This is a genomic window from Amphibacillus sp. Q70 (genome assembly GCF_052055485.1).
Classification (GTDB): domain Bacteria; phylum Bacillota; class Bacilli; order Bacillales; family Amphibacillaceae; genus Amphibacillus.
The window spans coordinates 140,085-160,945 of record NZ_CP197171.1 but is presented as its reverse complement, the minus strand read 5'-3'; the positions used below and the strand labels follow the sequence as shown (position 1 = coordinate 160,945).

At 36.5% G+C, this 20,861-nt stretch carries 19 protein-coding genes and 1 pseudogene; 8 read left to right on the top strand and 12 right to left on the bottom strand.

The window, feature by feature from the left end:
- Positions 1-116: 116 nt before the first annotated feature.
- Positions 117-887, top strand: a complete 771-nt coding sequence (locus tag ACS127_RS00655) for a sensor histidine kinase (RefSeq protein WP_440896549.1) — start codon at positions 117-119, stop codon at positions 885-887.
- A 207-nt stretch (positions 888-1,094) separates the two neighbouring features.
- Here the strand turns inward: ACS127_RS00655 and ACS127_RS00650 are convergent, their stop codons facing one another.
- Positions 1,095-2,054, bottom strand: coding sequence for an NAD(P)-dependent oxidoreductase (locus ACS127_RS00650; protein WP_440896548.1), 960 nt, complete (start codon positions 2,052-2,054; stop codon positions 1,095-1,097).
- Positions 2,055-2,334: 280 nt separating this feature from the next.
- Between ACS127_RS00650 and ACS127_RS00645 the strand changes: the two genes are divergently transcribed.
- The 5 genes from ACS127_RS00645 (at position 2,335) to ACS127_RS00625 (ending at position 7,446) form a co-directional block, all read left to right on the top strand.
- Positions 2,335-3,198 (top strand): arginase family protein, encoded by an 864-nt coding sequence (locus ACS127_RS00645; RefSeq protein WP_440896547.1) that lies wholly within the window; start codon positions 2,335-2,337, stop codon positions 3,196-3,198.
- Between the two features lie 2 nt (positions 3,199-3,200).
- Positions 3,201-4,217 carry a WD40/YVTN/BNR-like repeat-containing protein gene (locus tag ACS127_RS00640; protein WP_440896546.1) on the top strand — a complete coding sequence of 339 codons (1,017 nt, stop codon included), beginning with the start codon at positions 3,201-3,203 and terminating at the stop codon, positions 4,215-4,217.
- Between the two features lie 760 nt (positions 4,218-4,977).
- Complete coding sequence (locus ACS127_RS00635) at positions 4,978-5,214, top strand: single-stranded DNA-binding protein (RefSeq protein ID WP_440896545.1); 237 nt, start codon at positions 4,978-4,980, stop codon at positions 5,212-5,214.
- A gap of 89 nt (positions 5,215-5,303) precedes the next feature.
- On the top strand, positions 5,304-6,785 hold the full coding sequence (locus tag ACS127_RS00630) for a DUF1538 domain-containing protein (protein WP_440896544.1): 1,482 nt from the start codon (positions 5,304-5,306) through the stop codon (positions 6,783-6,785).
- Entirely contained in the window at positions 6,778-7,446 is a 669-nt protein-coding gene (locus ACS127_RS00625) for a P-II family nitrogen regulator (RefSeq protein WP_440896543.1), read from the top strand. Before ACS127_RS00630 ends, ACS127_RS00625 begins: the two co-directional genes overlap by 8 nt.
- 104 nt (positions 7,447-7,550) lie before the next feature.
- Here the strand turns inward: ACS127_RS00625 and ACS127_RS00620 are convergent, their stop codons facing one another.
- On the bottom strand, positions 7,551-8,111 hold the full coding sequence (locus tag ACS127_RS00620; protein ID WP_440896542.1) for a chromate transporter: 561 nt from the start codon (positions 8,109-8,111) through the stop codon (positions 7,551-7,553).
- Positions 8,104-8,682, bottom strand: a complete 579-nt coding sequence (locus tag ACS127_RS00615; RefSeq protein WP_440896541.1) for a chromate transporter — start codon at positions 8,680-8,682, stop codon at positions 8,104-8,106. The genes ACS127_RS00620 and ACS127_RS00615 overlap by 8 nt, the downstream gene beginning before the upstream one ends.
- 121 nt (positions 8,683-8,803) lie before the next feature.
- On the opposite strand from ACS127_RS00615, the gene ACS127_RS00610 reads away from it, so the two are divergent.
- Positions 8,804-9,688, top strand: coding sequence for a LysR family transcriptional regulator (locus ACS127_RS00610; protein WP_440896540.1), 885 nt, complete (start codon positions 8,804-8,806; stop codon positions 9,686-9,688).
- 275 nt (positions 9,689-9,963) lie between these two features.
- Here ACS127_RS00610 and ACS127_RS00605 read toward each other — a convergent pair whose 3' ends face one another.
- Both ACS127_RS00605 and ACS127_RS00600 read right to left on the bottom strand, forming a co-directional pair.
- Entirely contained in the window at positions 9,964-10,101 is a 138-nt protein-coding gene (locus ACS127_RS00605; protein WP_440896539.1) for a hypothetical protein, read from the bottom strand.
- A gap of 37 nt (positions 10,102-10,138) precedes the next feature.
- On the bottom strand, positions 10,139-11,161 hold the full coding sequence (locus tag ACS127_RS00600; RefSeq protein ID WP_440896538.1) for an AimR family lysis-lysogeny pheromone receptor: 1,023 nt from the start codon (positions 11,159-11,161) through the stop codon (positions 10,139-10,141).
- A gap of 317 nt (positions 11,162-11,478) precedes the next feature.
- Here ACS127_RS00600 and ACS127_RS00595 point away from each other — a divergent pair, with 317 nt between their 5' ends.
- On the top strand, positions 11,479-12,027 hold the full coding sequence (locus ACS127_RS00595) for a nucleotidyltransferase family protein (protein ID WP_440896537.1): 549 nt from the start codon (positions 11,479-11,481) through the stop codon (positions 12,025-12,027).
- 1,321 nt (positions 12,028-13,348) lie between these two features.
- On the opposite strand, the gene ACS127_RS00590 is transcribed toward ACS127_RS00595, so the two are convergent.
- The 7 genes and pseudogenes from ACS127_RS00590 to ACS127_RS00560 all read right to left on the bottom strand — a co-directional run bounded on the left by ACS127_RS00590 (position 13,349) and on the right by ACS127_RS00560 (position 20,393).
- The gene (locus tag ACS127_RS00590; RefSeq protein ID WP_440896536.1) at positions 13,349-14,749 is read right to left on the bottom strand and encodes an NAD(P)(+) transhydrogenase (Re/Si-specific) subunit beta; all 1,401 of its coding nucleotides are present in this window, start codon (positions 14,747-14,749) and stop codon (positions 13,349-13,351) included.
- Entirely contained in the window at positions 14,746-15,051 is a 306-nt protein-coding gene (locus ACS127_RS00585; protein WP_440896535.1) for an NAD(P) transhydrogenase subunit alpha, read from the bottom strand. The genes ACS127_RS00590 and ACS127_RS00585 overlap by 4 nt, the downstream gene beginning before the upstream one ends.
- Positions 15,052-15,054: 3 nt before the next feature.
- The gene (locus ACS127_RS00580) at positions 15,055-16,182 is read right to left on the bottom strand and encodes an NAD(P) transhydrogenase subunit alpha (RefSeq protein ID WP_440896534.1); all 1,128 of its coding nucleotides are present in this window, start codon (positions 16,180-16,182) and stop codon (positions 15,055-15,057) included.
- A 574-nt stretch (positions 16,183-16,756) separates the two neighbouring features.
- Positions 16,757-17,326, bottom strand: a complete 570-nt coding sequence (locus ACS127_RS00575; protein WP_440896533.1) for a DUF4256 domain-containing protein — start codon at positions 17,324-17,326, stop codon at positions 16,757-16,759.
- Between the two features lie 270 nt (positions 17,327-17,596).
- A pseudogene (locus ACS127_RS00570) lies at positions 17,597-18,507 on the bottom strand (choloylglycine hydrolase family protein).
- Positions 18,508-18,732: 225 nt separating this feature from the next.
- Positions 18,733-19,899 (bottom strand): aminotransferase, encoded by a 1,167-nt coding sequence (locus ACS127_RS00565; protein WP_440896532.1) that lies wholly within the window; start codon positions 19,897-19,899, stop codon positions 18,733-18,735.
- A complete protein-coding gene (locus ACS127_RS00560) occupies positions 19,896-20,393 on the bottom strand; it encodes an Lrp/AsnC family transcriptional regulator (protein ID WP_440896531.1) in 498 nt (165 codons plus the stop codon). The genes ACS127_RS00565 and ACS127_RS00560 overlap by 4 nt, the downstream gene beginning before the upstream one ends.
- Between the last annotated feature and the right edge of the window lie 468 nt (positions 20,394-20,861).

The following is a 20,861-nucleotide window of genomic DNA, read 5'->3' as shown; positions in this document are numbered from 1 at the left end:
TGATATTTCTTTTATTGACGACGATCATATGCTTGCTAAGAATAATATCGTATAAGCGACAGATAAAAAGTATCTGTCGCCAGCTTGCTTTTCATCAAAAGCACGAAAGCAACGTTATGGTCACGCATGAAATATATAGCAAAGAGACAAAAGAACTTATCTCCATACTGAATCAATGGATTGCCCATGAAAGTGAGCTGAAAAAGCTTAATCTTGATAAGGAACGCCGAATGAAAGAAACCATCAACGGTTTATCCCATGATATACGTACGCCCCTTACATCTTTAGATGGATATTGTCAGTTACTCTCTGAGTGTGAAGATCAAACACAGAGACAGAAGTATTTAGCAATTATGACTGATAGAATTGACAGTTTAAAAACACTGATTGAAGAACTATTTCTTTATACCAAACTTCAGAATAAAACTTATCAACTAAAGCTGCTAGATGTAGATATTAATCAGTTGGTCTTCGATACCGTATTTTCATTTTTTGAAGATTTTACTCAAAGGGACATTGTGCCACGAATTGAACTCAGCGAAAACCCAGTCATAGTTAATGGTGATGAAACGGCTTTGAAACGGGTCTTTCAAAATATTATAAAAAATGCACTAGAACATGGTTGCAATGATTTTGCACTTGAGTTGATAGAGGAAAAGCAAAAAGTTATCCTACGGTTTACAAATTCCTATCATAATCTAGAGAAAATTGATCCGGAAAGGATTTTTGAGCGTTTCTATAAAGGGGATAAGACGCGTAAAAAAACCTCAACAGGTTTAGGTCTTGCCATTGCTAAGGAATTGATTGAGCGGATGAATGGAACAGTTCTTGTAGATGTAGACGATACGGTATTTTCTGTTTCTATTACATTTGCAAATGGGAAATAAATCGAAATCAGATAGAAGATCAGCTTTGATTTCTTTTGTTCATTTTCTGTTTTAATTAGTGGGGGACGGATTTTTCCATATTTCCACTATACGATCCTAGAAATAGCTATGAATAAGTTTTACTAAATAAAGCGGAAAAATGAATGCCAAAATAAAAAACTGTAGAACATAATCTACAGTTTTTTTACTGTTACTTTCCTATAAATCTCATTCATTTACAACATTGATCGGCTGATTGTTCATAAAGGCTTCGATATTATCAGCTAAAAGCCCAGTTAATCTTTGTCTGGATTCGAGGCATTTCCAACCGATATGTGGGGTGAGAATGACATTATCCATCGAGAATAAAGGATTATCCAAGTGTGGGGGTTCTGGATCTTGAACATCTAAGCCCGCCCCAGCAATCATTTTGTTTTGTAGTGCTTCGATTAAATCTGTTTCTTTGATGATCGCTCCTCTAGATGTATTAATTATAAAGGCTGAAGATTTCATCATTTTTAGTTTATTGCTATCGATAAGGTGTTTAGTGTCAGCAGTCAGCGGACAATGAATGGAAACAAAATCGCTCTGCTTTAATAAATCCTCAAGTGAGGCTGATTTGATTCGAGGATCATCAAAGTTTTTAGGTGTGCGATTATAGGTCAGCACGTCCATGCCTAATGCACGAGCAATTTTCATCACTTGTTGACCAATAGCCCCTGTCCCAATAAGACCGAGTGTTTTATTTTGCAATTCAAGATGAGGGACTTGAAGATGATTGGTAAAATTAGTGAAATCATCTCTTTCGATCATATTTTGTTGTTGGATCATGGAAGAACTTAAATTTAACATAAACGTGATGGCCAATTGTGCGACAGCTTCAGTGCTATAGCCAGGTACATTACAAACGCGGATGCCTTTACTTGTGGCGGTTGGAAGATCGATATTATTATAGCCCGTCCCCGCTTCACAAATCAGTTTTACAGAAGAAGGAAATTGTTCGATTAAATCTTTAGGAAGCGGTAATTCTTTCGTTATGATTACGTTTTGATCTGCGACCCTCTCTAATATTTCTTGATCATTACTCTCGTCGTACTTAGTAAAAGTACCGAGGTTCATTAAGGGTGAGAAATCAAGCTGATCATCAAAGTCTATACTTGCAGCATTGAGAAAGACAATCTTATTCATAGTTACCTCCTGAATTTCAAACTATTTTTATAACATATTATATAGAATATGATCAGGCTTGTAAAACTATTGCATTCGAGATATCGCGGGCAGAAGGTGATCTTATCTTTTCAAAAAACCCATCGTTTCTATAGATGGACCAGTAAAAAACCAAATGTATCAAATAGGATCTGTTTTTACTCACATCATTTGTCATCATTCAAAATCAATGATAATGTTCAAAGTAAGAAAACTGACAACATAAGTATGGTGATAAAATAAAAGATGGGAGCGATTTTAGATGAGTAAAAAAACATTACGAGTCGTTATGCCACAATGGCAAGGAGGAAATAATTTTCATTATTATTTTGGTGCACAATTACTCGCATGGTTGGCCCCAGAAGGTGATGGTGATACGATCGAGGTTCCTATTTCTGTCGCACCAACAAATGATCAGCAAGAAGAAGGGATTGTGGCTAAGCAACAGGTTTTGAAACAAGTAAGAGAAACAAAGGAGAAGATTGAAAAGAGGAGCCCGGATCAAGTCGTTGTTTTGGATGGAGATTGTAGTGTTGAATTAGCGCCATTTGCTTATTTGGCTGAAAAATATAAAGAGGATCTTGCAATTTTATGGATTGATGCCCACCCTGATGTGATGGTAAAAGACGAATGGAAAAATTATCACGCGATGGTGTTAGCGAGTTTAGTAGGGGAAGGGGACCCCGATTTTGCTCAAGTGTCTAATACAAGTGTTGATCCAAGTCATGTTGTGTTTGCAGGAATAGACGATCAAGCAGAAATGGAAAGGGCAGTCTATCAGAAGCATGCTTTTAAAAATGTTCCTACTGCTGATTTTGACATGTCGTCAGAAAAAGTCATTGATCTGTTAAGAAAAACGGGTGCATCTAAAGTGGCTGTTCATTTTGACTTGGATGCCCTTGATACTAATGAATTTAAAGGACAAGGTGCGGCAAGACCTGATTTGTTTGGTGAACATTATAAAAAAACTTATCCGGGAGCGTCGATTGCTTCTGTTGTTCGATTGATTCAAGATACTGCTAAAGAGTTTGATCTTGTAGGGATGGGGATAACAGAACATTTTCCTGCTGATGCCATTATATTAGCTGATATGTTAAAAGAATTGCCATTGATCGGAGGCGATTAATAATGACAAACGCTTATTTAGTCATACCACATGCTATTGTTCAAATTAAAGAAGAGGATGGAGATTGGAGACTGGTAGAGCATACGATTGAACAGGTGCAATTTGAGTGCTTAGCGTTTGACCCTCATGATGTGAACCGAATGTATGCAGGGACATTTGATCATGGTCTATGGATTTCTGATGATGGAGGGGAACGCTGGAGAATTGCTGGTGCAGGGATTGAATCTTCTCGAATATCAGCAATTGCTGTCAGTCCAGTTGAGAGGATCAATGGAAGGGGAGTCGTTTGGGTTGGCACGGAGCCAAGTCGTTTGTATCGTTCGGAAGATGGTGGAGAAACTTGGACAGATTGTCCGGCTTTACTAGATCTTCCTTCCCAATCCACCTGGAGCTTTCCACCAAGACCACATACCCATCATGTTCGTTGGATTGAACCTGATCGATTGGATCAAGAAAGGATTTTTGTTGGAATTGAATTAGGTGGTGTGATGAGAAGCCTTGATAAAGGATTGACATGGGAGGATCGAAAGCCTGAATCACAGTTTGATTGTCACACGATGGCTACCCATCCACAAGAAAAAGACCGAATTTATGAAGCCGCTGGGGGTGGTTTTGCTCAATCATGGAATGGTGGAAAGACATGGGAGACGGAGAATGAGGGCTTAGACCCGTTTACTTATTTGGTCAATATTGCAGTAGCAGATGATCAGCCAGATTGTATTCTTGTATCTGGTGCAAAAGGACCACGTCATGCCTATCGAGCAGAACAAGCAGAGACTGTTATTTTGAAGAAAGAAGCTAATCAAGAATGGAAGCTTATTGAAGAAGGACTTCCAGAAGCGGAAGGAATGACGATTTCAGCGCTGGCTAATTCTCCAACTGAACAGGGTGTGTTTTATGCCGCAAACAATAAAGGGGTCTTTCGAAGCGAAACATATGGAGAGAGTTGGGAGAGGCTTTCGTTGAACTGGCCAAAAGCCTATCGTAGCATGAGAATTAAGCAGTTCTTGATTAGATAATAGTTTACTGTGAATTTAGGAGAGCGATTTTTCAAAGCGGTTTCTTTATTGGTTAAACAAGAGCTCTGCTCTGCACCGAAGACCTAGCTTGATTCACCATATGATTATAGAGAACTTTAAAGGTAAGGAGAAAGGGGCGATTTAATTAAATAATAGATTAACACTGCCACTGTTAGAGTTTGGCGTATATCAAATTATTGATTTAGAATAAGGCGAGCAAAGTATTTTGCTTGCCTTAAGTATGGGTCATCGAATAATTCATACATACAGCTTATTTTTTAACTATTTAGTGTTGAACATAAAGCTAAAGGATAGAATTAAAATCGACTTAATCTGAAGCTTTCAGAGGTATGAATGATTAAGGATATTGGCTCACGCATTCAGCACTATTATGTTTATTTATTCTTAAAAAAACTAACTTCAATTTATATACTAAACAACGTGGAAGTATTATCTGTATATCACATTATAAGAGCCTGTCCTTTCAAAATGTCGATTTAATACTCTTCGTATGCGCTTCTTTGATGAAATGATTTGACACTAATCATATATGGCATTGACTGTTATTTTTTATCACAGATAACCGTCCGTAAAACTCTCACTGATTGAAGTTTCGCTTTATAAATACTGGTATCTGCTGTCATGAATATGTTGATTTCGATTACACACTCATAAGGCAATTTTTTTGACTAAGGGCAATAAATTCTATACAATAGAATGAACAATGTTGTTTTAAATGTTGTATGAGAGGGTGATTATTATGGAGGTAAATAAGCTGCTGGAACTTGCAATAAAGGAAACAGACAACCTATTAGTTGGAGAAGTTTTCCTTGTTAAAGATCTGTTTAAAGGATATGAATGGAATCGAATTGTTGTTAAGGACAGGCTTTTATTAGGCACATTATTTCTGAACCATGTTAATAAAAATAAAGCTGATCTAGTGGCAATTGAAAAAACCTCATCTCATCAACAAAAATATAAAAAAATCCTCAACTGATAAATCATAATAAAATGACAAGTATTCTTTATACCTGAATAGAAACATGAATGAATTATAGAGAAAGGATGACTGTTTTGAACGTAATTGTGTCAAAATTTAAAGAAATATTATCTTCGGTTGTACCCATTATTGCCATGGTCATGATTCTTCATTTTACAATCGCACCCATGGATACAACTTTAATTATTAGATTTTTAATTGGTGCTTTATTAATCATGATTGGTTTGACTATTTTTCTGCTAGGTGTAGACATAGGAATTACTCCACTTGGGCATTTAACGGGTACATCACTCGTTAAAACGAATAAGCTATGGATTGTATTAATTGGTGGATTAATACTTGGTTTCTTCATATCAATTGCTGAACCGGGTTTAATCGTTCTTTCCAATCAAGTTAATGCAGTGACTTCAGGAGAAATACCAGGCATGACGATCCTTGTTGTTGTGTCGATAGGGTTAGCAACGATGGTTGCACTGGGATTTTTAAGAGTCTTCTACAACATTCCTTTACACAAATTTCTTCTTGCTGTATATCTAATCATCGGTGGATTAGCATTGTACACTTCACGTGAATTTCTGGCGATATCTTTTGATGCTTCAGGAGCAACAACAGGTATATTGTCGGTACCATTTATTTTAGCTCTATCTGTTGGTATCTCTAAACTTAAAAAGAATAGTAAAGCCTCTGAAGATGATAGCTTTGGTTTGGTTGCTATAGCATCAGCAGGAGCCATTATTGGGGTTATGCTGTTAGATGTTTTTTCAAAAACGGATGAATTTACGGCTGCAATTGATGTTGATGTTGCAAGCTCGAATTCAATTATCGGACCATTTATTGAAATTATTCCTGATTATTTACAGGAAAGTGCTATAGCCATCCTACCGTTATTAGTGATATTATTAGTGTTACAAAAACTATATTTTAAATTAAATAAGAGAAAATTACGAAAATTACTTACCGGTTTTGCTTTTGCCTATGTAGGATTATTTATCTTCCTAATAGGTGTCAATGCTGGTTTTATGGATGTCGGAACGAGCATTGGTAATGATTTAGCATTATTGGATAATAAAATCTATATTATTATTATTGCTTTTATTCTAGGAGTTGTTACAATTTTAGCTGAACCGGCTGTCTATGTATTAACGCATCAAATTGAAGATGTAACAAGTGGGTATGTGAAGAGAAAGGCAGTATTATATCCACTGGCAGTTGGTGTTGGTCTTGCGGTAATGTTGTCAGTGATTCGTATTTTATCTTCAAATATAGAGCTATGGCATTATTTACTCCCTGGATATATAATTGCTCTAGCCATGATGTTTGTTGTACCGAATCTTTTTGTTGGTATTGCATTTGATGCTGGCGGGGTAGCAACGGGACCTATGACAGCCACCTTTATTTTGGCATTTACTCAAGGTGCGGCAAATGCTTTTGAAGGAGCTGATTTATTAGCAGATGGTTTTGGAATGATTGCGATGGTTGCGATGCTTCCAATTATTACTTTGCAAACTTTAGGTTTGGTGTTTGCATTGAAGTCAAAGAAAAAGGGAGTTGAAAAGGGCAATGGCTAAATTAAATAATGTACCGGCTTTTCAATTAATTTATATAATTGCAAATTATGGAATGGGCAGTAAGATTTTGCGTCGAGCAAAAAAGTGTGGTATTCCTGGAGGTACTATTTTCCTTGGAAGAGGAACTGTGGATAATTCCTTGTTAAACTTTTTATCTCTATATGATGAAAGAAAAGAAATTGTTTTGCTTGGAGCGGATAATGATACAGCCAATCATGCTTTAATAGAATTAAATAAAATATTTCAATTTGAAAGACCCAATCATGGTATTGTTTTTACGACTGGTATAAGTGGCATTGTAGGATCAAAACGTTATAAAGACATAGACAATGAACAAGAAAGAGGTGGAAGTGAGTCAATGTACCAAGTGATTACAACTGTTGTTAATAGAGGGAAGGCTGAAGACGTGATTGAAGCAGCAAAGGCTGCTGGTTCAAAAGGTGGAACAATAGTCAACGCGAGAGGCTCTGGGGTAAATGAAACGAGCAGATTATTTAATATGGAAATTGAGCCTGAAAAAGAAATGATTTTGATTCTTTCTAAAGAAGAGGTTACAGAAACCATTGTGGCATCAATACAGAAAGAACTGGAAATTGAGGAACCAGGGAACGGTATTATTTTTATTCAAGATGTTCAAAAGACCTATGGGATTTATGAATAAAATAATTAAAGCATGACCGAACGGATAATCAAATCCCTACTTGCAAAAGTGCTCTCTTTTGTAAGTAGGGATTTTTCATGTAAGTATATCAATGTCCTGAAATGTTAATAAAAGACCAAGCCTACAACACCTGTTAGAACCATGATTATGATTGGATTTAATTTGTATTTTCGCAATAGAAATAGAGAGAGCATGAAGATAATAACCGCCGTTATATTGATGCTGACATTTTTAAAATCAAGTGTTGTCGTTCCAAGAAATGAAAGCAAAATAATAGTAGCGGCAGCTGATGCAATAAGTCCTACCGAACTAGAACGTAAGCCTTTTAAAACATTTGCAATACTGTTTATATCTTTATGTTTTTTAAAAAAGTTATAAAGCAGGATAGAAAAAAGTGATCCGGATACAGTACTTCCTAGAGTGGCTGCTATGGCTCCAGATATTCCAATGACACGTATGCCGACAAAAGAAGCGGTATTAACAACCAGAGGCCCAGGTGTCATTTGGGAAATGGTAATAATATCTGTATATTCTTGTAAAGTGAGCCAATTGTAAGAGTTCACTACCTGTTCTTGTATTAATGGAATAATCGCATATCCGCCACCAATACTGAATAAACCAATTTGGAAAAAGACAAAAAATAATTTAAAAATCATTTTATCCATTTAGTTTTCCCCTCCGTTTGTTTTTGACGTAAGCTTGAGCAAAGCACAGAATAGAGCAGAAAATAATAATAATAAGTACATTAATGTTGAAAATAAAACTAGCGATAAATGTAGCCGGCACCATTAAGGTTAATAACAGGTCCCTTTGCTTGAAAATTCCTTGACTCATATCGATAACCAAATCTACAATGACTGCAGCAACTCCAGCTTCCATGCCCTTTAATATAGCAGAAATAACGCGATTAGACCTAAAAGCTTGGTAGAACATAGAGATGATTGATAAAATGATCAAGGGAGGGAGGATTGTCCCGATACAACTGATGATTGCTCCTGTAACTCCAGCAATACGATAACCCACCAATACAGCAATATTAACAGCTATAGCCCCAGGAGTTGATTGTGCGATGGCAGCCATGTCCAGTAGTTCTTGTTTACTAATTAACTCTAGATTGTTAACGAAATATTTACGCATCATAGGAATAGCGATGTATCCCCCTCCAAAAGTAAAAGCACTGATAGAAAAGGTGATTCTAAAAAGTAAAAAGTAAATCTTTAATTTTTTAAAGCTCATTATTGAGGTGCCTCCAATAGATTCTTTCAATATGGTTTATTGTAAAGCTTGATTCGACATAAGTACAATATTATAATTTTATATGATACATAACCAAAAGGTAATGAGTAAGGAGATGAATATGAAGATAAGACACCTGCGTATCTTTAAAACGGTCTGTGAAGAAGAGAGCTTTACAAAAGCAGCAGATAAGTTATTTATAACTCAACCTGCTGTTTCTAATGCTATTAGTGAATTGGAAAGTTATTTAGATGTTTATTTATTCGATCGAATTTCAAGAAAGATTTATTTAAATGAAACGGGGAAGCTATTTTTAACTAAAGTTATAAAGCTATTGGATCTACTCGATAACTTAGAACAAGATGTTAAGGATTTAGAAGATAATGCAACAATCAAAATTGGCTCAAGTATCACGATTGCAAATTTCATCTTACCTCAAGCAATCGTCAATTTTGAAACAGTTTATCAGAAGACACCGACAAAAGTTATCGTTAGCAATGCAGGTAAAATAGAAGAGATGCTTCATAATAATGAAATAGATTTGGGTCTAATTGAGGGCGTTATTTATGACGACGAGTTAATTAAAATTCCCTTTTCATCCTATAAATTAGTCTTTATATGTTCTATCGATCATCCCTTTGCTTTAGAAGGATCTATCGATATCAATCAATTAATTCAAGAGAGATTTTTGCTTAGAGAAACGGGTAGTGCCATTCGTGATGTTTTTGACAGTGCGTTATTGTTACGCAACTTAAGAGTGGAGCCAGAGTGGACGAGTATAAATTCACAAGCTCTTATTCAAGCAGTAAAACAAAATTTAGGAATAAGTGTGCTGCCCAAAATTTTAATTGAAGAGGAACTGGCTAAAGGTGATATAGTCGAATTAAAAGTAAAGGATTTTGAATTAGTTAATGTAAACCACATTGTCTATCATAAGGATAAATTTCAAACCCAAAGATTTAAGACATTGGTTGAAATTATTCAGAATAAAGGAAGGGATAAATAAATATCCTCTACTTTAGCTATTGCCTTAAAGGGAACTTATATATTTATCACAGATAACCGTCCGTAAAACTCGGGGCAACAACGGGTTTCGCTTTATGATAAGAACAAAATCATTTTGAAATAAAAAAACTAACCAAAGGGTTAGGAAGATAGGCACCATTATGATGACAAAGAAAAAGATAGCTTTTTTCTCTAATCCTGTGGTCAGGTAGGTTCAAGGCTTTAAGAGATTAAGGCTATCTTCTCTTGTTTTAGGTAGTTTAATAAGTATTTACTTTAGAGTCCGGGATGACCTGGGTCAATATTACTCAATGGACTTACTTCAGCATTTTCTACTACCTGAGCAGATAGTGGCACAGAAACATTAACTAAAAGAGTAAGGGCAATTGCTAATGAGACAAGTATACGTTTCATCTTTTTCACCTCCTTCATAGTTAGAATTAAATCTTTACTATAATTTATTTAATGCTGTAAGTGGGAGACGGGCAAAAAAATGATCGCTTTGCTTTTCAATAAAATCATTACATGACTGGATTAACAGCCGTTCATCTTGGTGAGCTCGGCCTAAATAGTATTTAGTAAATGGAGTTATCTCTGTTATTTCTGACAATAATTCTTTTGCAAGAGCTAAATCACCACGTGCAAGAGCGAGATGAGCTTGTTCACTTTTATCTGATGTAGTAATTCCTTCTGGTTTATTAAAGTGAGCATAAATAAATGGAATGTTGCGTTCTTCAATCATTTCGACTAGGTTGGTGATATTTTTTTCTGTCACTATTTTATGCGCTTCTTCTAAATGATAAATCGCTGAGTTGAAATCATCGAAAATAAAAGAAGAGCTTAAATTAATATGTAAGTAAGCAAGGTGAATTCGATTGTGAATTCCCGCCAAAGCACGGTAACCAAATTTACGAGCAAGTATCATTTCATTTCGCTTCCAATAATGAACAAAAAGTGCGCGATCTAAGCGGTGTTGTATATATGGTCGTAAAATACTATGATGGATTTTATTACTATCTTCTCGAAATTGCTCAAGTTTATTGACAATTAAATCGAAATCATAAAAAACAATCTGTATGGATATCGTTAAGAATTGAATTAAGCATTTAAGAGCCAGGTCATCGGTTTTAATTCTTTGTAATTGAGCTAGAATTTTTGTCAGTGGCATAGTCCCTTGATGTTTAGCCATTGTTAGTTCAAAGAAAGTAGCCCAATTTTGATTCAGCCGATTAGGATATGTTTTATTCTTTTCTATCAATTGGTACAATTCTGGATAATAATCATTCATAAACAGAAATTCTAAACCAATACACATAGAATAAGAGTCATTTGTTGTCATAAAGAAATCACGCATAGTTCTTTCATGCTCATTTTTAGGAACATGCATGTCTAACCAATGAGAAAAATCCTCAGCACTTAAATTATAATTTTGTTGTATCTCAACTATCTGCTTTAAATCTTTAAATGCTGACATTATTCTACTCCTTTCGCTAATAAGCTACAATTCTATTATGACAAACTATCATTTTTTTACAAGGGATTTGATGGATAATTCGTTCGCCAAATAACTTGTTTTTTCCACAAAAATTGACAAATAACTACTAAATAGTTGTATTTTCGAGTAATAATTTCTGTATTGTTTGAGTTTTAATCGTAAATTTACTTTTTATTTTGACTTAAATCGGGTTGTCAGATCTAAAGCGATTAGTTATGCTATTAAAAATATTGTTATACCCAATTTATATATATCTAAAAGGTTGTAATATATAGGACGATAGGAGACACTGCATAATGGAATTAGAAACCAAATTAATAAATATTCTTAAAGAAGATAGCTACATCATAAAGATTTTACAAGCAGTTGAAAAATTGCACTTGAAGGATGGCTGGGTCGCTGCTGGTTTAATTAGAAATAAGGTTTGGGATGTTTTATATGATACTGATACGCCACCAAATGATATTGATGTCATCTATTTTGATTCAAAAGATATTTCCAGAGCTACAGAGAAAATAATCGAGGCACAACTAGAAAAATTAATGCCCGAACAGCCATGGTCAGTAAAGAACCAAGCACGTATGCATCAAAAGAATAATAACCCCCCATACAGATCTTCTTTTGATGGTGTAGCACATTTTCCAGAAATACCTACTGCAGTTGCAGCCCGGATCCACCAACATGAAGTTGAAATTATGGCTCCTTATGGCTTGGAAGACTTATTTCAAGGCATTGTAAAACCAACGCACTATTATCAGGAAGGTACTGAGCTCAGCGCCATATATAAAGAACGAATGCAGAAGAAAAAGTGGCAGACAATATGGAGTGATTTGGTGATAGAATGATCATTTAAGAAAGAGACTATTGCACAATGTATTTGTCATTGTGCAACAGCTTTTTCTTTATACGTTAGGAAAGCATAAAATTTCAGCTCAGGAGTTGTTCGAAGACGCAAAAATTTAAACGTCCTTAGTAAAGCTTTGCTTTTCACCAAGTTTAGTGGTGGAAGTTATAGCTTTACTTATACTATCATCATGTGAAGCCTTATTCTCTGATAGTGCAAGTATAATAAAAACTAAGACTTTCGCTCAATAGGACGAGTGAAAGCGTTAGTATAAAGAGGGAGTATAAAATTTGGTAGTTAGAAAGCATCTTAATCACAAAGTCAATCGCTACTTTATACGAAATGAGCACTTACTTCCCGCAACATGACATATACTCGCTTTCCATGGGCACTGAGGGCTACAGGACGTAGGTTATGCAGGCGTTGTCACAGGACGTGACGAACTTAGCCAGCCTTCAGCTAACTTCGTCAAGAAAGATACGCTTTCCGAAGTGGGTCCTCAGCTCGTGCTGGGACGGGGACTTAGAATAAGAATGACACTTATTCTTGCGATGTAAGTGCTAAAGTTGCTTTCCTTAGTGCAGTTACGCACCCACCACCGTAGACATTTGCGATTACTCGTCCCACCGAAGCCATTTGTTCCCATAGGAAAAGGAAGGCCTCAGAGCAATACATCGCACGAAGAAAATTGTTTTTTATTTTCGAGGATGAGCTGAAGATCCACATGAGTAGTGTTCTTTACTACTCAAGTTAACTTAAGCCATCCCCGCGGAAAGCGACTTCTCGGAGCGGACATCTCACTTGGGTGGGTACTAAAGAACCGAGTAGGCTTTCCCGGCTTTTCTAATGAGAATAAAAAAAGAAATGTCGCGGATCGGACTTTCGCGATGACTACTTTCTTCTGCTGAAAAGTCGCTACTTGACTGTATTTCGGAAAAGTTGATTGTATTTTGTCTAACTTGACTGCATTTCGGAAAAGTTGATTGCATTTTCGCCTACTTGACTGCAAATCGCTAAACTTGATTGTATTTTATCTAACTTGATTGCATTTCGGAAAAGTTGATTGTATTTCGCCAAACTTGACTGCATTTCGGATCGTTGGGATCGATGCTTTTTCCGATCGTAACGACACGACAACAACGAATATTAAAATGAGTCATCTCATGTAGAAAAAAGAGCTGTCAGCAAATGCATAATATGCATTTTTTTGCGACAGCTCCATCTATTGGCTTATTATTGCCATGTACTCAACCTTAGGCTAAACGCTTAGCGACTCTCCAAAACCTCTGGCACCATAATATGAATCCGCATCGTTATTTTACCTAACCTTTAAATTCCGCTACAAGACCTTGAGTAGATTTCTTAGCATCACCGAATAACATTCGTGTATTATCGTTAAAGAATAATGGATTATCAATCCCTGCAAACCCGGGATTCATTGAACGTTTCATCACGATGACAGTTCGTGCTTTATCAACATCAATGATTGGCATACCGAAAATCGGTGATGATTCATCTGTTCTCGCAGCTGGATTAACAACGTCATTTGCCCCAATGACAATTACAATATCGACATTTTCAATCGTTGGATTCACATCATCCATTTCTTTTAATTGTTCATAAGAGACATTAGCTTCAGCTAACAACACGTTCATATGTCCAGGCATTCGTCCTGCGACTGGATGGACTGCAAAATTGACTTCTGTCCCATTAGCTTCTAATTGATCCGCTAATTCTTGAATCGCGTGCTGTGCCTGTGCAACAGCCATCCCGTAACCAGGAACAACTAAGACATTGCTTGCGGCCTCTAACATCAGGTAAGCATCTTCAACTGAGACTGGTTTTGCTTCACCTTTGAAACCACCACCTGCATTTGATTTATTGGCACCAAAACCACTAAACAGGACATTAGTTAATTGACGATTCATCGATTTACACATAATATTCGTTAAGATAATCCCACTTGAACCAACGAGAGCACCAGCAACGATTAAGACATTATTTGAAATAACAAAACCAGCAGCACACGCCGCCATTCCACTAAATGAGTTGAGCAGTGAAATAACAACCGGCATATCACCACCACCGATAGGAATAACAAACGTGATCCCTAAAATGCAAGTCAGAAGTATGGTTGCAATAACGAGAATATACGAATCTATGATCAATAATTCACGTAATGGTCCAAATAAAGCTGCTGAACCAATGAGTAGCACGACGAGTAATATATTGATAAATTGTTGTCCTGGATATTGAATCGCTTTACTCGGGAGTTTCTCAGACAACTTACCCCATGCAATAATCGAACCAGTAAATGTTGCCCCACCGATAACAATCGTCATAATGATGATTAATAAAGAGAGGGCACTTGCATCCATATACGTATTTGCTATGGTATAACGATGATATTCTGACCAACCAACAAGTAAACTCGCTGCTCCACCAAAGCCGTTAAATAAGGCAACCATCTCTGGCATCGCGGTCATCGCCACAAGTCTTGCTGCAAGTGCACCAACTACAGATCCGGCAATCATACCTATTGCAATCCATTGCCATTCAAGTACACTTTGACTCACTAAAGCCGTTACAATCGCAATCAGCATCCCAACAGCTGAGACAAGATTTCCTTTTCTTGCTTGATTTGCTTTCCCTAACATTTTTAAACCGAGGATAAAGAAAATGGCTGAGACAATATATAAGCCATTAATGACTGCTTCATTCATGATGTTTGATCCTCCTTCTTACCTGTATTAAACATTGATAACATGCGGTCTGTTACGATATAACCGCCAACCACATTAATGGTCGCAAAGAATACCGATAAGGTACCAAGTACAATCGTCATAATTTCCCCATCTACAACAAACGCACCGGATAGACTGAGAATGGCTCCAACAATAGTAATACCGGAGATAGCATTTGATCCTGACATCAGTGGTGTATGTAATTGTGCTGGTACTTTAGAAATAAGTTCATAACCTAAAAACGAAGCTAAAATTAAGACAAACACTAGCATCATACCCATAAGTTACCCTCCATAAATTTCTGTTAGTTGTTCATTCACTACTTGACCATCTTTGACAATAAGACAACCCTTCATCATTTCATCTGCTTGATCAAGTGAGACTGTTTTTGTTTCCTGATCATAAAAATGTGAGATTAAGTGATATAAGTTACTTGCATACATACTTGAGGCGTCATAAGGGACTTCACCTGGTAAGTTATCAATCCCGACGATATCAACACCTTCAATTGTGACCGTTTCATCAACTACTGTACCTTCAACATTGCCACCACTACCAGCTGCTAAATCAATAATAACTGAACCGTCACGCATTTGTTTTAAAATATCTTGTGTCACAATAACGGGTGCTTTTCTGCCGAATAACTTTGCGGTTGTAATAACTAAATCCGCATTTGCACAGCTTTTTATCATGGCTTGTTGCTGGATTTTTAATTGTTCCTCAGTTAAAGCATTTGCATAACCGTCTTTATTTTGACCGGTTTCACCTAAATCAACTTTGACGAATTTCGCACCGAGTGAGGTGACTTGCTCTTCAACGACAGGACGGGTATCAAATGCTTCAACTCGTGCGCCTAGCCGTTTTGCTGTCGCAATCGCTTGTAGACCCGCAACACCTGCGCCAATCACAAACACTTTCGCTGGTGGGATAGTACCTGATGGGGTCATCATCATTGGGAAAATGCGGTCTAGTTTATTGGCACCTAACACTACCGAAACATATCCCGCAAGAGATGCTTGCGAACTAATCGCATCCATCTTCTGTGCGAGTGTTGTACGTGGCAGCATTTCCATACTGATCGCATTTACACCTTGGTTCATTAATGTCTCAATTCGTTCTGTTTCATTGAAAGGATCTAAAAAACTAATACATAAGCATCCTTTTTTCAGTTGTTTAATCACTTCAATACTAGGTGCATTCACTGATAAGAAGATATCCGCAGAAGCTAACAACTCCGACTTGTTTTCTACAACTTTAGCACCTGCTTCTTCGTAAGCGCGAGGAGTAATCATTGGTGACAGATTCTTTTCAACCGCTACTTCGATACCATCAAGCTGGCACAGTTTCTTTATTGCATCGGGTACTAAAGCTACACGTGGTTCATGACTTTCCTTTAAAGCAACAATTTTCATGGCTCTTTTCCTTTCTATGAATGGCTCTGTTGACTATTAATCTACTTTTTAAACGTTTAAGTAAAAATATCCAGAATTTTCAGTCAATTAATAGTAATTTAACATTGACATGAAAGGTTGTCAATGTACGATCGGTATAAAAATGTGAATAAAAGAACAAATTTTAAATGAGACAGTGAAGCGTTCACTTTTTTAAGGGGGGATAGTCCTTTCAGTATGTGTTCAAAAAGGAAAATGAAAAGCGTAAAGATGCTTAAGGTGGTTAGCTTCGAGCCCCTGACTTTCACAAGATGTGATGAGTTCTGTGTTGTCCACAGGACATGGACGTTTTTAACAGAACTTCCTCCGTATTAGTTGATACATGAGGGGCACAGAAGCAAGCCAACAAAGACATTCACAGCGATTTTTATACGAAAATGGAGTTTTTGCTAAAAAAATATTCTCCTTAAATGGGATTACCCATTTTTTTGAACAGCCTCTTTTAGTCGAACAATACTGATAATTTAAGTTGACTGCCAAAAGGAAATCAGAACGTTGAAAGGGCTACATGAGAAATAAATTACTGTTCTTTAAACTAAACGCTTAGCGACCCTCGAAAACCCCTAACCCCATAATACGAATCCGCACCGTTATGATAGACAAATACATGTCCAAAGCGAAAATCACAAAAAAGGGCGCCTCCCAATTTTCTAATATCTGCTGGTGTTTGGATCCAGCTTGATGTTTTTGCATCAAAGGTTCCAAGTTGCTGTAGATTGCGATATTGTTCTTCTGTTAAAAGCTCAATTCCCATCTCCTTTGCCATATCAAGCGCGCTATTTTCTGGCTTGTGTTTTTTTCTAGCTTCTAATGCTGCACGGTCATAGCAAACTTTTCGGCGACCTTTGGGGCTTTCTTTGGAGCAGTCAACAAAGAGGTATTCGTCTCTGTCTTTATCATAACCGACCACGTCTGGTTCACCTTCTGTCCGTTCCATTTCATATAATGAATGCAATTTTTTTGGCTGACTCTCTAACTTTGCTTGAATAGTGTTCCACTCCATGCCCTGATGACGATCATTATTTTTCTCAAACCGATTTTTCAATGTTTGCAATAGTTCTTCTTGTTCTTGTGCTGATAGTGTATTTCTATTTTCTAATGTCATCCTTTTGCTCCTTGTCCATTTTATTTTTTGTGAAAATGTTTGATCGATTAAATATATAAGGTAGGAAGATGAATTTGATTAATCTTGTCTGACAACTATTATACCCTATTTGTTTACTATTTCTCTTTTTTCATTTTTAATTAGAATGGAAATCATTCAAAATAAATTTTATATCATTCGAATGCGTGATAGAGCATGGCTCAACTCTCTAAGTTTTTTGACAACACTCCCCAATGCTAGTGAAATAATTCAGAGTGGGGGAGTTGCAAATTATGGGCGTACAATACGACCTAGCAAGATGGGATCTATCCCATGCATATGATAGTCCCAAAGGCTTGCCGTATAGATTTGGTTATTTTCATAAGTTTTAAAATAATATTCACACGTACTCGTGTTTATAAAGGCAATGTATTTTGTATAATCATAGCTTGCTTTATTCGTTAAAACAATACCTTTAGGAATAAAAACACTATTCATCACATGAAAGCATGACATGATTGCTTCGGATTGATTGTCTGGAATTTGAATATGTGTTTTTAAAAACGCAGTACGAATGAAGCGCTCAGGAGGGGTAAAGCCTCCAGGGAGACCAACAGTTCCTGTGGCTTGACTAAAAGGAGTTAAGGATACCCCCCCCCAGTGAACTTCATCGTGTTGCGTAATGGAAAGATTCATATAATTGCTTAGATTGGTCATGTGCCAGCGAAAATCAGGGCTATTCGTCATAACGCTTATAGGATTATTGATGATCTCAAGCCCCATTTTTGTTTGTTCAATAACAACACATTTGCCACTGCTATCGGTAGCGATCCAATGTAATGGAGTTGTTTTTTGGAACACAGGATCAACAATTCCGACGATACAAGTATTTCTTAATTAATTCTTTAAATCATCTACAGAATAACAACGGCTTAAAATATAATGGAGAAAATCTAAAGAAGCAACCGACTCTTTATCATTTATTGGGAAATCGTAATCCGCATAACCTTCAAAATATAAGACGCCAGCTGAAAATCCTCGTTCATTTACCCCATCAAAAAACTTAATATCTCCTCAGTTTGTTGCCCGATAGCGATAAATCTATAAGAATCAATGCATATTTTCATCGTTGCTAAACTATGCCATCGATAGTTTTTAGGGATGACATATAACTCAGGTTCAATAGGATAGGAAAAGTCCATTGTTTCCCCAAAGTAGTTCTCTTTTTGGCTAGATTGTAATGTCATGGCGGTACACATGTTGAAAACCTCCAATATTCTAAATGACCTTGTCTTACTTTATGTTTCGCAAGGAGATGAACTATGCTTATTTATCGATATTGGCTTTGTTTAGAACATGTCTATCTCGTTTTATTATTTATTTCTTAGTTTTTATAAAATGGTTTTAATTCGGTAAGCAAACAATTCTTATGCCAAATAATTGGATACGAACCGTTCCATACGAGTCATTGCTTCTTTTAACTGTTTGATAGAGGCTGCATATGAACAGCGAATATATCCCTCACCGCTGTTTCCAAAGACCTGCCCTGGTACGACAGCCACTTGTTGTTCTTTTAATAATTTCTCAGCAAATGCCTCTGAACTCAATCCTGTTGATTTTATCGATGGAAATACGTAAAAAGCGCCTCCAGGCAAGTGACAAGTTAAGCCCATTGCATTTAGCTCATTAACAACAAAATTTCGGCGTTGGCAATAGCTCTCTCGCATCTCGATCACGCTTTTGTTGCCATTCCGCAGTGCTTCAAGGGCACCATGCTGTGCCATCGTCGGGGCTGACATGATCGTATACTGATGGATTTTTGTCATCGCCTCAATCAACTCAGCTGGTGCAGCGACATAACCTAGTCGCCAGCCGGTCATTGCAAATGATTTAGAAAAACCTGAAATGACAATCGAATATGGCTCCATTCCATCGAGAGAGGCAATACTAGTGACTTTTTCATCATAGGCTAATTCGGCATATATCTCATCAGACAATACAATGAGCTGGTGCTGTTTCACAACGGCAGCAATAGCGGTTAAATCCTCTTTATTTAATACAGTTCCGGTTGGATTATTCGGGCTGCAAATCATAATGGCTTTTGTACGAGATGTAATGGCTGCTTCTATTTGTTCTGCCATTATTTTGAATTCATTTTCAGCTGTTGCACTTACGAAAATTGGAACACCGCCGGCTAAAGATACAGCTGGTCCGTAAGACACAAAACATGGCTCGACAATAATGACTTCTTCACCTGGATTCAAGATAGACCTTAATGCTAAATCAATGGCTTGACCTGCACCTACCGTCACCAAAATCTGTGTTTCAGGCTGATAATTAATCGAGAATGTTTCGTACAAGTATTTACTAATTTCTTGCCTTAATTCAATTAGACCAGCATTGGCAGTATAGGCAGTATATCCCTGCTCTAAGGAATGGTAACTTGCTTCAATAACATTCCAAGGTGTAATAAAATCAGGTTCGCCTACTCCTAGAGAAACAACATTGTCCATTTCCGAGGCGAGATCAAAAAACTTGCGAATTCCAGATGGTTTCAAGGATGCTATATGTTCTGCCAAGAATTCTGAACTCATGGGCTCACCACAATTCGTTTATCATCATCTTCATCATTATCAAAAATAATCCCATCGTGTTTGTATTTTTTTAGAATGAAATGGGTGGTAGTGGATAGGACATTATCTAATGTGGAAAGCTTATCTGATACAAAACGACTGATTTCCATCATTGTTTTACCTTCAACCGAAACACTTAAATCATAAGAACCTGACATCAAGTAAACAGCTTCCACCTCTGGAAAACGATAAATACGAGAAGCGATCTTATCAAAGCCCAGTCCTCGTACCGGTGTTACTTTTACATCAATCATTGCGTTAACACCCTGATCCTCATAGACATTAGACCAATCGATCAAGGTTGAATATCCAGCAATAATACGCTCCTTCTCTAAACGCTCAATCATTTCTTCTACTTCAGTAATTTGTAAGTTCAACATTTTACTAATTGTATCATTATCAATTCGACCATTTTTTTCTAATAATTTCAATAATTCAATCTCTTTTTGCTTCATTTTCTTCACCTTCTTTAGATTTGATGGTTACATTGTATCCATCAAATAAAATATGATTTGCTAATAATTAATCATACTACAATCCAGCAACAATTTAAATCGTACTCATTGAAATGATTGTGTCAAGTCATTGCAATGTTGCTTTTATACCAGTATCTTGAGTTTTATAATCTTGAGTTTCGACCACATTTTGAGGGGATAAAATTTAATCAAGAGATTTCATATCGAATTTTTTTATTGAGTTTGTTTTTGGTAAAAAGATGTTAAGGATAGCTATTTCCAAAGAGAGGGGATTGTGGTTTTTATAAATAATTATCTCAATCTGATTGAGCTGAGAAATCTCTGAAAAGAGTTATTGAATCGAATGAAAATCTAGTTATGGTTAAATTAGGAATGTTTTCTCTTTGTTTGAAACCTTAATAGATAAGTGGTTGTGATCTATTTAATTCTTTGTTTAAAATTTATATT

Excerpts from the sequence above, each read along its gene's own strand:
- ACS127_RS00655 (WP_440896549.1), top strand. The coding sequence starts at position 117 with ATGGTCACGCATGAAATATATAGCAAAGAGACAAAAGAACTTATCTCC.
- ACS127_RS00650 (WP_440896548.1), bottom strand. The coding sequence starts at position 2,054 with ATGAATAAGATTGTCTTTCTCAATGCTGCAAGTATAGACTTTGATGAT.
- ACS127_RS00645 (WP_440896547.1), top strand. The coding sequence starts at position 2,335 with ATGAGTAAAAAAACATTACGAGTCGTTATGCCACAATGGCAAGGAGGA.
- ACS127_RS00640 (WP_440896546.1), top strand. The coding sequence starts at position 3,201 with ATGACAAACGCTTATTTAGTCATACCACATGCTATTGTTCAAATTAAA.
- ACS127_RS00635 (WP_440896545.1), top strand. The coding sequence starts at position 4,978 with ATGGAGGTAAATAAGCTGCTGGAACTTGCAATAAAGGAAACAGACAAC.
- ACS127_RS00625 (WP_440896543.1), top strand. The coding sequence starts at position 6,778 with ATGGCTAAATTAAATAATGTACCGGCTTTTCAATTAATTTATATAATT.
- ACS127_RS00620 (WP_440896542.1), bottom strand. The coding sequence starts at position 8,111 with ATGGATAAAATGATTTTTAAATTATTTTTTGTCTTTTTCCAAATTGGT.
- ACS127_RS00615 (WP_440896541.1), bottom strand. The coding sequence starts at position 8,682 with ATGAGCTTTAAAAAATTAAAGATTTACTTTTTACTTTTTAGAATCACC.
- ACS127_RS00610 (WP_440896540.1), top strand. The coding sequence starts at position 8,804 with ATGAAGATAAGACACCTGCGTATCTTTAAAACGGTCTGTGAAGAAGAG.
- ACS127_RS00605 (WP_440896539.1), bottom strand. The coding sequence starts at position 10,101 with ATGAAACGTATACTTGTCTCATTAGCAATTGCCCTTACTCTTTTAGTT.
- ACS127_RS00600 (WP_440896538.1), bottom strand. The coding sequence starts at position 11,161 with ATGTCAGCATTTAAAGATTTAAAGCAGATAGTTGAGATACAACAAAAT.
- ACS127_RS00595 (WP_440896537.1), top strand. The coding sequence starts at position 11,479 with ATGGAATTAGAAACCAAATTAATAAATATTCTTAAAGAAGATAGCTAC.
- ACS127_RS00590 (WP_440896536.1), bottom strand. The coding sequence starts at position 14,749 with ATGAATGAAGCAGTCATTAATGGCTTATATATTGTCTCAGCCATTTTC.
- ACS127_RS00585 (WP_440896535.1), bottom strand. The coding sequence starts at position 15,051 with ATGGGTATGATGCTAGTGTTTGTCTTAATTTTAGCTTCGTTTTTAGGT.
- ACS127_RS00580 (WP_440896534.1), bottom strand. The coding sequence starts at position 16,182 with ATGAAAATTGTTGCTTTAAAGGAAAGTCATGAACCACGTGTAGCTTTA.
- ACS127_RS00575 (WP_440896533.1), bottom strand. The coding sequence starts at position 17,326 with ATGACATTAGAAAATAGAAATACACTATCAGCACAAGAACAAGAAGAA.
- ACS127_RS00565 (WP_440896532.1), bottom strand. The coding sequence starts at position 19,899 with ATGAGTTCAGAATTCTTGGCAGAACATATAGCATCCTTGAAACCATCT.
- ACS127_RS00560 (WP_440896531.1), bottom strand. The coding sequence starts at position 20,393 with ATGAAGCAAAAAGAGATTGAATTATTGAAATTATTAGAAAAAAATGGT.